Origin of the sequence: Streptomyces musisoli (assembly GCF_016741855.1) — a bacterium.
Classification (GTDB): Bacteria; Actinomycetota; Actinomycetes; order Streptomycetales; family Streptomycetaceae; genus Streptomyces; species Streptomyces musisoli.
Genome location: NZ_JAERRH010000003.1, coordinates 668,392 through 683,673 on the forward strand (window position 1 = coordinate 668,392; position 15,282 = coordinate 683,673).

Sequence of the window (15,282 nt, forward strand, 5' to 3'; positions counted from 1 at the left end):
CGAAACCTGGTGAATGCTGAAACAGGCGCCGCAGTTGCCGCTGCTCCTGCTGCCGGTACGGCTGCGATGAGCCGTCGTTCTTGCCCCGTGCGGAACGAAGCGAGCGCGGACTCGGATACGGGCGCATGGCCGTGGTCACCCATTTGACGCAAGGGGGTGTGAGGCCACGGCGACCCATGACGCGCGGCAAATGGGTGACGGGCCCTGAGGCGCCGTGACCACGGCGAGGTGGGTCTCGTTCCGCTGCAGAGAGGGCAGCGCCCGAAGACCTGCAGAGGGGCCAGGGAATTCGCTGTCGGCTCCGACGTGAAGTCCGCGTGCCAATCGAGTGATTGCTGCCGACGACGCGGTGCGGATATCGCACCGACTGCACGCGCGACCGCACTGATCTGCTTTCAGGTATCGAAGGGTCGAGGGTTTCATGCGCAAGCTCCACAAGGCCGCGCTCGTCGTAGCAGCGGCCAGCGGTCTGTCCGGCATCGCCGCCGGCGTCAGCCATGCCGACACTCCTGTCGCACCAGGTGGTGCCACACCGGCGTCAGCTCCCGATCAAGCAGTTCCACAGACCGCAGCCCCGGCACCCGCTCCCCAGCCGGCCCCCCAGCCCGCCCCGCAGTACGCTCCCCAGCCGGCCCCCCAGCCCGCCCCGCAGTACGCTCCCCAGCCGGCGCCGCAGCCCGCCCCGCAGTACACCCCGCAGGCGCCGCAGCAGTCCGGTTACGCCTCCGCCGCGGCCTCGTCGCAAGGTACGGCGCAGGCCACCGCCACGCCGTACCCCCAGCAGCCGGCGCAGGCCGCCCCGCCGCAGCCGATGCAGGCCGCCCCGGCTCAGCCGGCGCAGGTCGTGCCGCAGGTCATGCCCCAGGTCATGCCCCAGGTCGCGCCGCAGGTAGGCATGCCCCAGGCGTTCGCCCCGGAGCCCCCGATGCATGTCACACCGCAGGTGAACCCGCAGATCAACCCGCAGGTGAACCCGCTCGTCAACCCGGCGCTCGGGTCGCCGGGCGTACCGCAGCTGTCTCCGGTCGGACTCGGCCAGGTCGCGGCACCTCCCCTCGGCCAGCTGGGACTTCCCCGGCTCGGCTGACGGCCTCCCCGTCGGCGTCCACCACTCCGACCCGAGCCGTCGCACATCTCATCCGCTCGACCAACGCCCTCCCGGGCCGCTCAACACCTTATGGAGTACCCATGCGCAAGTTTCACAAGGCCGTCCTCGTGGGCGCCCTCCTCGGCAGTGTCGGCTCCCTCGGCAGCACCACCGCCTTCGCCCACGGTGAGCCGGGCCACGACCTCGACATCACGCAGGGCATCGAGTGCCGCTCGCACGACATGAACATCGAGGTGATCGGCAGCGTCGGCGCGCTCACCGGTCTGGCAGGCAACCTGCTGAACGGCGAGGGCAACCCGGGTGCGCAGCAGAGCCACCTCGGTTCCGACATGGGATGCAACAACCAGGCGCTCTGACCGTTTGCCGCTCCGCCCTCCGGACCCGCTCAGATCATCTCGCCAGGCCCCCCCACCGCATGCACATGGGGTGGGCGGCTTCGGCGCCTGTGCGGGTCCTTCTCTCTTGTGCCGGTACGAGCCGGCGTCGTCGCGGCCCTTCACCGGATCACACGGACGAAGCCCCCGCCGTCACCGTACTCATCGGTGACGGCGGGGGCTTCGAGTCGACGCGCCCGCGAACAGCCGGAAACGGCCCGAGGGCCGGTCATGGCGCTTACGACGGCCAGGCCGTGGCCACGGCTCCCCAGGCGTAGGCGGGGTGGGGCTGCGGCAGTGCCGTGGGGGAACGAACCACTGCCACAGCCGTCCCGTCCCTCTATGTGCCCGCGGGCCCTTTCCCTCAGTCCTGTAACCACTCGGAATGGTTTCGGCCGGTCGCCGTCCGGCCGGTGGACGGGGTGCTCCGGGGAGCAGACCCGCGGACGCGCGCGCCCCCGGGTTCACTAGACCGGGGCCGCCCGCGGGGAATCGGAGAACCCTGCACGGGACGAAGCAGGGTTCGACACGGCAGCACCGCCCACGGCCCCCGAAGGAGTGATCCGGCCGCGTACGGATATCAGCGCCCCGCACCGAGGATGCGGGGCGCGGCCGCCCGCCCGTGCGTCCGGGGCACACCGGGCGGGGCCGTGGGGTGCCGGTCAGCGCGTGCGGGCCGGGCGGGAGCGGCGGTACAGGACCCCACCCGCGACGAGCAGCGCGACACTGCCTGCGGCTGCGGGCACCGTGAGGTCCGCTCCGGTGCGGGCCAGTGAGGACGCGACCGGGCGCGGGGCGTGCGTGACGCGCGGGGCCGGCTGGGCCCGGACGTGGGCCACGGGCTTCGGGGACCGAGGCTTCGGGACCGGGGAGTCGGGGTGCTCGCCGGGACCGTTGACCGAGTGGTTGCCGAGGACGGGGTTGCCCACCCCGACCACGTTGACGCTGTTCCCGGTGACGTTCGCCGGCGCGTGGATCGGGAGCTGGATGAGGTTGCCCGAAAGCACCCCGGGCGAGTCCTTGGCGCTACCGTGCGCCGACGACCCACCGGACGTGATCGAGCCATCGCTCTTGCCGGCGCCGTCGTCCTTCCCGGCGCCCTTGTTCTCGCAGCTGTTGCCTACGGCCGGGTTGAGCAGCCCCACGACGTCCACCGTGTTGCCACAGACGTTCAGCGGCACGTGCACCGGTACCTGAATGGTGTTGCCGGAGAGCACCCCGGGCGAGCCGGCCGCCGTACCATCGGCCTCGGCCCCGTCGGCCGCGAAGGCGGCGGACACCGGGAGCGTCACGGCCATCGCGCCAGTCACGGCGACCGCGATCACACCGGTTCGGGTAGTCCGTCTCATGGGTTTCCTGCCTTCCTGACATCGTCGCGGGCACTCACCCGCACCCCATAGAACGCAGCGGACCCATCAGGGTTATGGGATGTCGGGGTTTACTCACTCTGTGTGATCGACGGGCAGGGTCCCGGGAGCCCTGGCGGGGGTCGCCCGAGCTGGAGCGGCCGGGTCCGCTCCGCCGCCCGGTGCCGCCCGCGGGAGACCGGTCCGGCCGCGCGGCACTCGCCGCACCGCGGCGCCCCGGATGATGTTGCGGTCCTTGGGAAAATACCCCCTAGGGGTATAGTGTGAGCAGTGTGGGTTCCCATCGCGGACCCCATCGGCCCCACACGCCACGACGAGGAGTAACGACATGAGCGCCCAGACCGACACCCCGGGCTCCGTCACCACCGTCTACAAGGTCACCGGCATGAGCTGCGGCCACTGCGAGGGCTCCGTCTCCGGTGAGATCTCCCAGATCCCGGGCGTCGGCTCGGTGAAGGCGGTGGCGTCGACCGGCGAGGTGACCGTCGTCTCCGAGGCCCCGCTGGACGACGAGGCCGTGCGCGCCGCCGTAGACGAGGCCGGCTTCGAGCTGGCCGGCAAGGCCTGAGAAAGACCCTCCCCTTTTCCCGACCGGGCCGTGCCGACCAGCTGATACTGGATCCGTACGGTCCGGTCCGATGTCTGGAGTCCGGACATGACCAGCACCACCGCCAAGACAGCAGCCGGGACACCGGCCGAGGCAGCCGGCACCGACCGGGTCGAACTGCTCATCGGCGGGATGACCTGCGCCTCCTGCGCGGCCCGGGTGGAGAAGAAGCTCAACCGGATGGAGGGGGTGAGCGCCACCGTCAACTTCGCCACCGAGAAGGCGGAGGTCGTCTTCGCCGACGGCGTCCGGGTCGCCGACCTGATCGCCACCGTGGAGAAGACGGGTTACACCGCCGAGGAACCCGCGCCGCCCAAGCCCGCGCCCGAGACCGGTGCCCCGGAACGGGACCCCGAACTCGGCGCGCTCCGGCACCGCCTGCTCGTCTCCGCGCTGCTCGCCGCCCCCGTGGTCCTGCTCGCGATGATCCCCGCGCTCCAGTTCGACAACTGGCAGTGGCTCTCGCTCACCCTCGCCGCACCGGTCGTCGTCTGGGGCGGCGCCCCCTTCCACCGGGCCGCCTGGACCAACCTCCGGCACGGCGCCGCCACCATGGACACCCTGGTGTCGGTCGGCACGCTGGCCGCGTTCGGCTGGTCGCTGTGGGCGCTGTTCTTCGGCGACGCGGGCATGCCCGGCATGCACGACGAGTTCCGCCTCACCGTCTCGCGGATGGACGGCGCGTCCACCATCTACCTGGAGGTCGCCGCCGGGGTCGTCGCGCTGATCCTGCTCGGCCGCTACCTGGAGGCCCGCTCCAAGCGGCGCGCCGGGGCCGCCCTGAAGGCCCTGATGGAGCTGGGCGCGAAGGACGTGGCGGTGCTGCGGGACGGCCGCGAGGTGCGCGTGCCGGTGTCGTCCCTGGCCGTCGGCGACCGGTTCGTCGTACGGCCCGGCGAGAAGATCGCCACCGACGGCACGGTGGTGGAGGGCGTCTCCGCGGTGGACGCGTCCATGCTGACCGGTGAATCCGTGCCGGTCGACGTCGGCCCCGGCGACCGGGTCACCGGCGCCACGGTCAACGCGGGCGGGCGGCTGCTCGTGGAGGCCGGCCGGGTCGGCGCGGACACCCAGCTCGCCCGGATGGCGAAGCTGGTGGAGGACGCGCAGAACGGCAAGGCCGAGGTGCAGCGGCTCGCCGACCGGGTCTCCGCCGTCTTCGTCCCCGTGGTCATCCTCCTCGCGCTCGGCACCTTCGGTGCCTGGCTGGGCGTCACCGGCGACACGGTCGCCGCGTTCACGGCCGCCGTCGCCGTCCTGATCATCGCCTGCCCCTGCGCGCTGGGCCTCGCCACGCCGACCGCGCTGATGGTCGGCACCGGACGGGGCGCCCAGCTCGGCATCCTGATCAAGGGCCCCGAGGTCCTGGAGTCCACGCGCCGCGTCGACACGGTGGTCCTGGACAAGACCGGCACGGTCACCACCGGCCGGATGACCCTCCAGGAGGTGTACGCCGCCGACGGCGAGGACGAGAAGGAGCTGCTGCGGCTCGCGGGCGCCCTGGAGCACGCCTCCGAGCACCCCGTGGCCCGCGCGATCGCCGCCGGCGCGGAGGAGCACGCCGGGGCGCTGCCCGCCGTGGAGCACTTCGAGAACGTGCCCGGCCGGGGCGTACGGGGGCGCGTGGACGGCCGCGAGGTGGCCGTGGGGCGCCTGTACGACGAGCTGCCGCGGGAGCTGGCCGACGCCGCCCGGGAGGCCGAGCGGCAGGGCCGTACGGCTGTCGTGGCGGGCTGGGACGGGCGGGCCCGCGGAGTGCTCGCCGTCGCCGACGCGGTCAAGGAGACCAGCGCGGAGGCGGTCCGCGAACTGCGCGGGCTGGGGCTCACACCCGTCCTGCTCACCGGGGACAACCGCACGGTCGCCGAGGCGGTCGCGCGGACCGTCGGCATCGGCTCCGAGGACGTGTACGCCGAGGTGCTGCCCGAGGACAAGGTGGACGTCGTACGACGGCTCCAGCGCGAGGGACGGTCCGTGGCCATGGTCGGCGACGGTGTGAACGACGCCGCCGCGCTCGCCGCCGCCGACCTGGGCCTGGCCATGGGCACGGGCACGGACGCGGCGATCGAGGCCGGCGATCTGACGCTGGTGCGCGGGGACCTGCGGGTGGCCGCGGACGCGATCCGGCTGTCCCGCCGGACGCTGGCCACCATCAAGGGCAATCTGGTGTGGGCCTTCGGCTACAACATCGCCGCGCTGCCGCTGGCCGCCGCCGGACTGCTCAACCCGATGATCGCCGGAGCGGCGATGGCCTTCTCCTCGGTGTTCGTGGTGACCAACAGTCTGCGGCTGCGCGCCTTCCGCTGAACCGGCGCCAATTGCCCGGATCGATGTCCCGGCCCCCCTGGAGTCCGACGCGAGCCTCACATAAGCTCTTCACAAGGCTCGCGCATCATCCTTACGCTTGGGTCCCGATTGCCATATCGGGGCTCTTGCGCACCTAAGGGACATATGCAAGAGACGCAGATCACAGTGATGCGAACGTAACCATCGAAGGGGTTCGAAGGTCTAAGTTGGCGATGTCAGACCAGCGTCTTGGGGGGCGCTGACTGGCATCTGAGGATGTCTTGGGGGACTTCCTCAGAGATGCGTTGCCGGGGCACGTACACCGGGAAGCTTTGAGCGGCCCTCCCTACGTGCGTTGTCCCGGCAGATCGCACCGCATCACTGGAGCACGGCGGGTTCCGCCCGCTGTGCTCAGACAGCGATTCAGGCGCTGTCCTCTCCAAGCGCCCGGCCGGATCCCGTGGGGGGAATCCGCACCGGGACATGGGAAGGCGCCCTGGTCGTCGGCCCGTGGGGGGACCGGCGTCTCAGGGCGCCTTCCGCTTTTCCTGCCTCTTCAGCACCGGCTCAGGGCCCGCCCCGGCGGACAGACCCTGGTACTCGGTGTGCTCAGCGCTCCTCGACCGGAACGAAGTCGCGCTCGACGACGCCCGTGTAGATCTGGCGCGGGCGGCCGATGCGGGAACCCGGCTCCTTGATCATCTCGGTCCACTGGGCGATCCAGCCCGGCAGCCGGCCGAGGGCGAACAGGACCGTGAACATCTCGGTCGGGAAGCCCATGGCCCGGTAGATCAGACCGGTGTAGAAGTCGACGTTCGGGTAGAGGCTGCGCGAGACGAAGTAGTCGTCGGAGAGCGCGTGCTCCTCCAGCTTCAGCGCGATGTCCAGCAGCTCGTCGGACTTGCCGAGGGCGGACAGCACATCGTGCGCGGCAGCCTTGATGATCTTGGCACGCGGGTCGAAGTTCTTGTAGACCCGGTGGCCGAAGCCCATCAGGCGGACGCCGTCCTCCTTGTTCTTCACCTTGCGGATGAAGGAGTCGACGTCGCCACCGGACTCCTGGATGCCCTCCAGCATCTCCAGCACCGACTGGTTGGCACCGCCGTGCAGCGGGCCCCACAGGGCGCTGATGCCGGCCGAGATCGAGGCGAACATGTTCGCCTGCGAGGAGCCGACCAGGCGGACCGTGGAGGTCGAACAGTTCTGCTCGTGGTCGGCGTGCAGGATGAGCAGCTTGTCGAGCGCGGAGACGACGACCGGGTCCAGCTCGTACTCGTCGGCGGGGACCGAGAAGGTCATGCGCAGGAAGTTCTCGACGTAGCCGAGGTCGTTGCGCGGGTAGACGAACGGGTGGCCGATCGACTTCTTGTAGGCGTAGGCCGCGATCGTCGGGAGCTTGGCGAGCAGCCGGATGGTGGAGAGGCTGCGCTGCTTCTCGTCGAACGGGTTGTGGCTGTCCTGGTAGAACGTGGACAGCGCCGAGACGACCGAGGACAGCATGGCCATCGGGTGGGCGTCGCGTGGGAAGCCCTTGTAGAAGTTCTTGACGTCCTCGTGCAGCAGCGTGTGCCGCGTGATGTCGTTCTTGAACGTCGAGAGCTCGTCGACGGTGGGCAGCTCGCCGTTGATCAGCAGGTACGCCACCTCAAGGAAGGTGGAGCGCTCGGCCAGCTGCTCGATGGGGTAGCCGCGGTAGCGGAGGATGCCCGCCTCGCCGTCGAGGTAGGTGATCGCGGATTTATAGGCGGCCGTGTTGCCGTACCCGCTGTCCAGGGTCACCAGACCGGTCTGGGCGCGGAGCTTCCCGATGTCGAAGCCCTTGTCGCCGACGGTGCTGTCGACCACCGGGTAGGTGTACTCGCCGTCGCCGTACCGCAGTACTACAGAGTTGTCGCTCACGTCTTCCCTCACCGACGTAGTGCCTCATCTTCGAGGTGCCCTGACTGTCTCTACCATCCCCCATTTGGCTCAGGAGAGTGCACTCGGGGTCGACCATTGGGCCTATTGGCGGCACTCAGTGCCGTCAACCTGCTCATCCTGCCCCCTCGGAGGGGCATCCGGAAGTGCTCTGTGACCTTTACGACTCGTTTGATCGATCATTTTTCGGCCCCAGCCTGAAGTCGAGGGCCGTGCAGCGCCGTCCGGCCGACACCGTGCGCACCGCCTGCCCGATCGCCTTGCGTGAACCGACCAGGACGACCAGCCGTCGGGCCCGGGTGACCGCCGTGTAGAGCAGGTTCCGCTGAAGCATCATCCACGCTCCGGTGGTGACCGGAATCACCACGGCGGGATACTCGCTCCCCTGCGAGCGGTGGATGGTCACCGCGTACGCATGGGCCAGTTCGTCCAGTTCGTCGAACTCGTACGGGACCTCCTCATCTTCGTCCGTCAGCACGGTCAGGCGCTGGTCGACCGGATCGAGCGAGGTGACGACGCCCACCGTGCCGTTGAAGACACCGTTCTTCCCTTTCTCGTAATTGTTGCGAATCTGGGTGACCTTGTCGCCGACGCGGAAGACCCGGCCGCCGAACCGCTTCTCCGGCAGATCGGGCCGCCCGGGCGTGACGGCCTGCTGGAGCAGGCCGTTGAGCACGCCCGCGCCGGCCGGCCCCCGGTGCATCGGCGCGAGCACCTGGACGTCCCGGCGCGGGTCCAGCCCGAACTTGGCCGGGATGCGCCGCGCGGCCACGTCGACGGTGAGCCGGCCGGCGGCCTCGGTGTCGTCCTCGACGAAGAGGAAGAAGTCCTTCAGCCCGTCGGTGAGCGGATGCTGCCCCGCGTTGATCCGGTGCGCGTTGGTGACGACGCCCGACTGCTGGGCCTGCCGGAAGACCCGGGTCAGGCGGACGGCCGGGATGGGGCTCCCGTCGGCGAGCAGGTCCCGCAGCACCTCCCCGGCGCCCACGCTGGGCAGCTGGTCGACATCCCCCACGAACAGCAGGTGGGCCCCCGGGGGGACGGCCTTCACCAGCTTGTTGGCGAGCAGCAGGTCCAGCATCGACGCCTCGTCCACGACCACGAGGTCCGCGTCGAGCGGCCGGTCCCGGTCGTAGGCGGCGTCCCCGCCGGGCTTCAGCTCCAGCAGCCGGTGCACGGTGGAGGCCTCGGCTCCGGTCAGCTCGGACAGCCGCTTGGCCGCACGGCCGGTCGGGGCCGCCAGCAGCACCTTGGCCCGCCTGGCCCGGGCCAGCTCCACGATCGAGCGCACGGTGAACGACTTGCCGCATCCCGGCCCGCCGGTCAGCACGGCCACCTTCTCGGTCAGCGCCAGTTTGACGGCCGCCACCTGCTCGGGCGCGAGGTCGGCACCGGTGCGCGACCCCAGCCAGCCGAGGGCCTTGCCCCAGTCCACGTCCCGGAAGCCGGGCATCCGGTCCTGGTCGGTTCGCAGCAGTCGCAGCAACTGGCCGGACAGGGACAGCTCGGCGCGGTGGAAGGGCACGAGATAGACGGCGCTGACCGGCTCCGCGTCGCCCTCGGGTCCGGGCACCTTCTCCCGTACGACCCCTGGATCGGCCCCCTCCTCCGGCACCTCGGACAGCTCGGCGAGACACTCGATGACCAGCCCGGTGTCGACCTGGAGGAGCTTGACGGCATCGGCGATCAGCCGCTCCTCCGGCAGGAAGCAGTGCCCCTGGTCGGCGGACTGCGACAGCGCGTACTGGAGGCCGGCCTTCACGCGCGCGGGACTGTCGTGCGGGATGCCGACGGACTGGGCGATCTTGTCGGCGGTGAGGAAGCCGATGCCCCAGACGTCGGCGGCGAGCCGGTAGGGCTGCTCCTTCACGACGGAGATCGACGCGTCGCCGTACTTCTTGTAGATCCGCACGGCGATCGACGTAGACACCTCGACGGTCTGCAGGAAGAGCATGACCTCCTTGATCGCCTTCTGCTCCTCCCAGGCATCGGCGATCTTCCGGGTCCGCTTCGGCCCGAGTCCCGGCACCTCGACCAGCCGCTTCGGCTCCTCCTCGATGATCCGGAGGGTGTCCGTCCCGAAGTGCTGGGTGATGCGGTCGGCGAAGACCGGCCCGATGCCCTTGACCAGCCCGGATCCCAGATAGCGGCGGATGCCCTGGACGGTGGCCGGCAGCACGGTCGTGTAGTTCTCGACGTGGAACTGTTTGCCGTACTGCGGGTGCGACCCCCAGCGTCCCTCCATCCGCAGGGACTCCCCCACCTGGGCACCGAGCAGCGCACCGACGACCGTGAGGAGGTCCGCGGCGCCTCGGCCGGTGTCGACCCGGGCGACCGTGTAGCCGTTCTCCTCATTGGCGTACGTGATCCGCTCCAGTACGCCTTCGAGTACGGCGAGCCGCCGTTCACCCGCGGAGTTCCCCGCCTGTCGATCCATGATCCGACGGTACCGGTGGGGTGTGACACCGAATACGCGCGTACCGACCGGATAGGAATGGCAGGCGGGAGGCATGGGGTGGATGAGTGACAACTGTCTGACGGTGATCCCGCCCGATCCGTACTGGCAGCCCGCTCGGGAGGCCGCCGACCGCGCCGTGGCCGTGCTGTCCGGGATGCTTCCCGACGCCGACACGCGCCGCGGCCTGGAGGCCCTGTGGCACGACACCGTCGAGATGGTCTTCCGCGGCTCCAACCTCAAGGGCTGACCGAAGAGGAACTGGCCCGCGTAGCGCCATCCGGCCTCCCAACCCTTGCCCCCTCTCCCCCTCCCCCCGCGTCCCAGCGGTGATTGGCGGATGTGTGCCAGAGGGCGGCGGGGAAGCCGCAGATGGGAGCGGTGGGGCGCTTCGTCGTGTGGAACGGGTATGCCAATCGCCGCGGAGGGATCCGTCCGGGGGCCGCGCCCTAGGATCGGGGGGCGAGCGAGAGTGTGGTGGGGAGAGTGGGGATGGGTGTCGTCGGTGTCGGACGCGACGGTGTGGTGGGTGGGTTCGAAGAGCACCGGACGGAACTGACCGGCTACTGCTATCGCATGCTGGGCTCCGTGTTCGAGGCGGAGGACGCGGTGCAGGAGACCATGGTCAGGGCGTGGCGCGGCGTCGACCGGTTCGAGGGGCGTTCGTCGCTGCGATCGTGGCTCTACCGCATCGCCACCAACGTCTGTCTGGATGCGCTGGCCGGCAGCAAGCGCCGGGCCCTGCCCATGGATCTGTCGGCTCCGGCCGGTGGTGCCGCCTCACCGGGCAAGGCGCTGGACGCCTCGGCCTGGATCGAGCCCTGCCCGGACGACCGCACACTGGTCGCCGCCGGTGATCCGGCCGATGCGGCGGTCCTGCGGGAGTCGGTACGCCTGGCGTTCGTGGCCGCCTTGCAGTACTTGGCCCCCAGACAGCGGGCCGTTCTCCTGCTCCGGGAGGTCCTGGGCTTCTCGGCACGCGAGGTGGCGGAGATACAGGGCTGCACCGTCGCCTCGGCGAACAGCGCGCTGCAACGTGCACGGGCGGCGTTGGCGGACCGCCGGGAGGCCGCGGCACCGCCGACGTCCGATGTCGTACGGCAGGCGCTGGCCGCGCGCTATGCCGCGGCTTTCGCCGACTTCGACATGGAGGGGCTCGGCATGCTCCTGCACGTGGACGCCACCCTGTCCCTGGCTCCGCACACCCTCTGGATGCGGGGATGTGCCGACATCCAGGCGTGGTTCAGCGGGCCTGCGGTCGGGTGCCGGGGGTCGAGACTGGTCCCGACGACGGCGAACGGCTCGCCCGCCTTCGGCCAGTACCGGCGTCGCGCCGACGGGACGGGGTTCGAGCCGTGGGCGCTCCAGGTCATCGAGGTCTCCTCGGACCGCATCGGCGACATCAGGTTCTTCCGCGACACCGAGCGCCTGTTCCCGCTCTTCGGCCTGCCGCCTCGCCTCGACGCCTAGCCCTCCCGCCCCCGCCGTGCAAGAGGGCCGAAAAGCGGGAGGCCGGGAGGCGTGGGGGCTCCGGCGGGGCCCGGTGCGGTGTCGTGCGGGGGGGCCGCCGGGGGAAAATGCCTACCGCCGTGGGCCGGGGCGGCGGAGACTCGACTCATGGATGACATGGGGGCGTTCCGGGAGGCGGTCGACGCGTGGGCGGCCGGTGGGCCAGGCGGGCCGGCTCGCGAACTGGCCGCGCGGCTGCCCGTCCGGGTGGCCGTCCTGCTCGAAGGGCCGAGCGACGCCGCGGCGGTGGGCGCGCTGGCCGCGCGCCGCGGCCGTGACCTGGCGGCCGAAGGAATCTGCGTCCTGCCGATGGGCGGGGCGATGAGCGTCGGGCGGTTCGCCGGTCTCCTCGGGCCGCTCGGGCTGGGCCTGCGTCTCACGGGGCTGTGCGACGAGGCCGAGCGCCGCTACTACGACCGCGGCTGGGAGCGGGCCGGCGCGGCCCGGCAGGGGTTCTTCGTCTGCGCGGCGGATCTGGAGGACGAGCTGATCAGAGCGCTGGGCGTGGGGCGGGTGGAGGAACTGGTCCGGGCGGAGGGCGATCTGCGCGCCCTCCAGACCTTCCTGCGCCAGCCCGCGCAGCAGGGGCGTACCTCGCAGCAGCGGTTGCGGCGCTTCTTCGGCACGAAGAAAGGACGCAAGATCCACTACGGCCGCGTGCTCGTCGAGGCCCTCGACGAGGACCGCGTACCCACTCCGCTCGACCGCCTACTCGCCGACCTCTGACCCGCCCCACCACCCGAACGCCGGCCACCAGACCGCCCCACTCGCCGGCCTTCGACGCCACCATCCCGCCTCGCGAACACCAGCCACCAGGGCTCCCGCTCACCGGCCCCCGCCCCACCACCAGACACCCGCCGCCGACCGCCGGCCCTTCATCGTGCGTCTGCGGGTGGCTTCACAACGCCAAGCAGCCCGGCCAGCTCGGCAGGATCGCCGTGGACAACGCCCTGAAGGCGGTCAGGGGCGAGAAGGTGGAGCCGACGGTGAAGGTGCCGGTGAAGGTGGTCACGAAGGACAACGTGGCCGGCTTCAGCGGCTGACACGGACGGACGGGCGGACGGGCGGGCGCGGCCCCGGGGATCTCCGGGGCGGTCCGCTCATCTCTCAGGGGAGTCAACTGATGTACGACTACGACCTCCTGGTCGTGGGATCGGCCAACGCCGACCTGGTGATCGACGTCGAGCGGCGGCCGGCCGCCGGCGAGACGGTGCTCGGCGGCGACCTGGCCGTGCACCCGGGCGGCAAGGGCGCCAACCAGGCGGTCGCCGCCGCCCGGCTGGACGCGCGAACGGCCCTGCTGGCGCGGGTGGGCGACGACGGCCACGGCCGGCTGCTGCTCGACTCGCTGGGCGCGGCCGGGGTCGACACGGCGGGCGTGCTGGTGGGCGGGGCGCCGACGGGCGTCGCGCTGATCACCGTCGACCCTCTGGGCGACAACAGCATCGTGGTGTCGCCGGGCGCCAACTCCCGTCTGTCGCCGGAGGACGTCCGGGCGGCCGCGGGCCTCTTCCGCGCCACGCGGGTCGTGTCGGCGCAGCTGGAGATCCCGCTGGAGACGGTCGTGGAGGTCGTACGGAACCTGGTGCCGGGCGGCCGCTTCGTGCTGAATCCGTCTCCGCCGCGTGAGCTGCCCGCCGAGGTGCTGGCGGCCTGCGATCCGCTGATCGTGAACGAGCATGAGGCGCGGGTGATCCTCGGTGACGCCTGTGTGGGCGGGGAACCCGCGGACTGGGCGCGGCTGCTGCTGGCCGGGGGGCCGCGCTCGGTGGTGGTGACGCTGGGCGCCGAGGGGGCGCTCGTGTGCGCCGGTGCGGACGTGACCCGGGTGCCGTCGGTGCGGGTGGACGCGGTGGACACGACCGGTGCGGGCGACGCGTTCACCGCCGCGCTGGCCTGGCGGCTGGGTGCGGGTGCCGCCCTGGCCGAGGCGGCGGCGTACGCGGCCCGGGTGGGGGCGGCGGCCGTGACGAGGCGGGGCGCGCAGGAGTCGTATCCGACGGCGGAGGAGGTCGAGGCGCTGTGCGGCGCCGTGCCGGGGGACGCGCGTACGGCCGGCCGTGCGGCGGACGGCGCGCCCGTGGCGGGCGAGCGAGGCGGGTCCCGGTGAAGAGGGGGATCCTCAACCGCGGGCCGGCCGGTGCGCCGGCCGGGCTGGGGCACGGCGACGGGGTGCTGGTGTCCGACGCGGGCATGCCGGAACCGCGGGCTGGCCGGTGCGCCGGCCGGGCTGGGGCACGGTGACGGGGTGCTGGTGTGCGACGCGGGCATGCCGGTCCCGGACGGGCCCCACCTGGTGGACCTCGCCTTCCGGGCCGGCGTCCCGTCCTTCGCGGAGGCCCTGGCGGCCGCGGCACCGCGGACGTTTCGAGGGGGCGCCTCCGGCCCATCGGCCCGGACACGCCCCCTCGGCTTCCCCCTCCCCTGCCGGAACCCGCCCCTCCCCAGGGTCCCCCGTGGTTCCGACGACAGATACGACACGAAAAACGCGGGAGGGGTTGCACGGCCCGCCAAGATTTTCCGGGCGCCGGCGGACCACGAGGTGCGTACCGCCCGTGAGCTGGGGTGACTGTCCCGCACATGGGCGGGACGGCTTCGGGGCGACCAGATGTTCGAGCCTGATGTGGCTGGTCCCCCGGCATCACCGGTCCGCACGGCCGCACCCTCGCCCCGGGCCGCCCCGGGGCGAGCCGGCCCGGGGCGAGCCGGCCCGGGGCGAGCCGGCCCGGGGCGAGCCGGCCCGGGGCGAGCCGGCCCGGGGCGAGCCGGCCCGGGGCGAGCCGGCCCGGGGCGAGCCGGCCCGGGGGGAGCCGGCCGGCCGGTGCTCACGGGTCGTTCGCGGGGCGCCCCCGGCGGATGACGTGCTCCGCGAATCGTTGTGCCGTCTCCGCCAGGACCTCACGTCCGTCCCGGGCCCACAGCCGTTCGTTGAACAGTTCGACCTCGATGGGGCCGGTGTAGCCGGCGGAGTCCACGTGGGTCTTCCACTCGCGCAGGTCGATCGAGCCGTCGCCGAGCTGGCCGCGTCCGTTGAGGACGCCCTCGGGGAGGGGGGTGGTCCAGTCGGCGAGCTGGAAGGCGTGGATGCGGCCCGTCGCGCCGGCGCGGGCGATCTGGGCGGGGGCCTGGTCGTCCCACCACACGTGGTACGTGTCCACGGTCACCCCGACCTGGTGCGCGGGGAATCTCTCGGCCAGGTCCAGGGCCTGGGCGAGGGTGGAGACCACGCAGCGGTCGGCGGCGTACATGGGGTGCAGGGGTTCGATGGCGAGGCGTACGCCGTGGTCCTCGGCGTAGGGGGCCAGTTCGGTCAGCGCGTCGGCGATGCGTTCCCGGGCGGCCCGCAGGTCCTTGTCGCCGGGCGGCAGTCCGCCGGAGACCAGGACCAGGGTGTCCGTGCCGAGGGCGGCCGCCTCGTCGATCGCGCGGCGGTTGTCGGCCAGGGCCGCCGCGCGTTCGCCGGGGTCGAGGGCGGTGAAGAAGCCGCCGCGGCACAGGGTCGTCACCGTCAGGCCCGCGTCGCGGACCAGCTCGGCGGCCGCCTCCACGCCGTACTCCCGGACCGGCTCCCGCCACAGGCCCACCCGGCCGACGCCCGACGCCCGGCAGGCTTCGGCCAGTTCGGGGAGCGACAGCTGCCTGACCGTCATCTGGTTGAC

General features: G+C 71.9%; 12 protein-coding genes and 1 pseudogene. 9 read left to right on the forward strand and 4 right to left on the reverse strand.

Annotation, left to right across the window (positions count from 1 at the left end; translation table 11 throughout):
- The first annotated feature begins 421 nt into the window (after positions 1-421).
- Positions 422-1,087 carry a hypothetical protein gene (locus tag JK361_RS11225; protein ID WP_201815582.1) on the forward strand — a complete coding sequence of 222 codons (666 nt, stop codon included), beginning with the start codon at positions 422-424 and terminating at the stop codon, positions 1,085-1,087.
- A 101-nt stretch (positions 1,088-1,188) separates the two neighbouring features.
- Positions 1,189-1,464, forward strand: a complete 276-nt coding sequence (locus JK361_RS11230; RefSeq protein ID WP_201815583.1) for a hypothetical protein — start codon at positions 1,189-1,191, stop codon at positions 1,462-1,464.
- 680 nt (positions 1,465-2,144) lie between these two features.
- Here the strand turns inward: JK361_RS11230 and JK361_RS42380 are convergent.
- Positions 2,145-2,780: a chaplin gene (locus JK361_RS42380; protein WP_236052732.1), complete on the reverse strand. Its 636-nt coding sequence runs from the start codon at positions 2,778-2,780 to the stop codon at positions 2,145-2,147.
- A gap of 397 nt (positions 2,781-3,177) precedes the next feature.
- On the opposite strand from JK361_RS42380, the gene JK361_RS11240 reads away from it, so the two are divergent.
- Complete coding sequence (locus tag JK361_RS11240; RefSeq protein WP_201815585.1) at positions 3,178-3,417, forward strand: heavy-metal-associated domain-containing protein; 240 nt, start codon at positions 3,178-3,180, stop codon at positions 3,415-3,417.
- Positions 3,418-3,504: 87 nt separating this feature from the next.
- Positions 3,505-5,763, forward strand: a complete 2,259-nt coding sequence (locus JK361_RS11245) for a heavy metal translocating P-type ATPase (protein WP_201815586.1) — start codon at positions 3,505-3,507, stop codon at positions 5,761-5,763.
- Between the two features lie 588 nt (positions 5,764-6,351).
- Here JK361_RS11245 and JK361_RS11250 read toward each other — a convergent pair.
- Both JK361_RS11250 and recD2 read right to left on the reverse strand, forming a co-directional pair.
- Positions 6,352-7,641 (reverse strand): citrate synthase, encoded by a 1,290-nt coding sequence (locus tag JK361_RS11250; RefSeq protein WP_201815587.1) that lies wholly within the window; start codon positions 7,639-7,641, stop codon positions 6,352-6,354.
- A gap of 178 nt (positions 7,642-7,819) precedes the next feature.
- Positions 7,820-10,096 (reverse strand): SF1B family DNA helicase RecD2, encoded by a 2,277-nt coding sequence (recD2, locus tag JK361_RS11255; protein WP_201815588.1) that lies wholly within the window; start codon positions 10,094-10,096, stop codon positions 7,820-7,822.
- Between the two features lie 82 nt (positions 10,097-10,178).
- On the opposite strand from recD2, the gene JK361_RS11260 reads away from it, so the two are divergent.
- The 5 genes and pseudogenes from JK361_RS11260 to JK361_RS42610 all read left to right on the forward strand — a co-directional run.
- On the forward strand, positions 10,179-10,364 hold the full coding sequence (locus JK361_RS11260) for a hypothetical protein (protein WP_201815589.1): 186 nt from the start codon (positions 10,179-10,181) through the stop codon (positions 10,362-10,364).
- Positions 10,365-10,606: 242 nt separating this feature from the next.
- Positions 10,607-11,584: a sigma-70 family RNA polymerase sigma factor gene (locus JK361_RS11265; protein WP_201815590.1), complete on the forward strand. Its 978-nt coding sequence runs from the start codon at positions 10,607-10,609 to the stop codon at positions 11,582-11,584.
- Positions 11,585-11,731: 147 nt separating this feature from the next.
- Positions 11,732-12,349, forward strand: coding sequence for a TOPRIM nucleotidyl transferase/hydrolase domain-containing protein (locus JK361_RS11270; protein ID WP_201815591.1), 618 nt, complete (start codon positions 11,732-11,734; stop codon positions 12,347-12,349).
- A 397-nt stretch (positions 12,350-12,746) separates the two neighbouring features.
- Positions 12,747-13,733 carry a ribokinase gene (locus JK361_RS11275; protein ID WP_201815592.1) on the forward strand — a complete coding sequence of 329 codons (987 nt, stop codon included), beginning with the start codon at positions 12,747-12,749 and terminating at the stop codon, positions 13,731-13,733.
- Positions 13,734-13,763: 30 nt separating this feature from the next.
- Positions 13,764-14,078, forward strand: a pseudogene (locus JK361_RS42610) (RbsD/FucU domain-containing protein); the annotation flags it as partial.
- A gap of 370 nt (positions 14,079-14,448) precedes the next feature.
- Here JK361_RS42610 and JK361_RS11285 read toward each other — a convergent pair.
- Positions 14,449-15,273 (reverse strand): sugar phosphate isomerase/epimerase family protein, encoded by an 825-nt coding sequence (locus tag JK361_RS11285; protein ID WP_201816118.1) that lies wholly within the window; start codon positions 15,271-15,273, stop codon positions 14,449-14,451.
- Positions 15,274-15,282 lie beyond the last annotated feature (9 nt).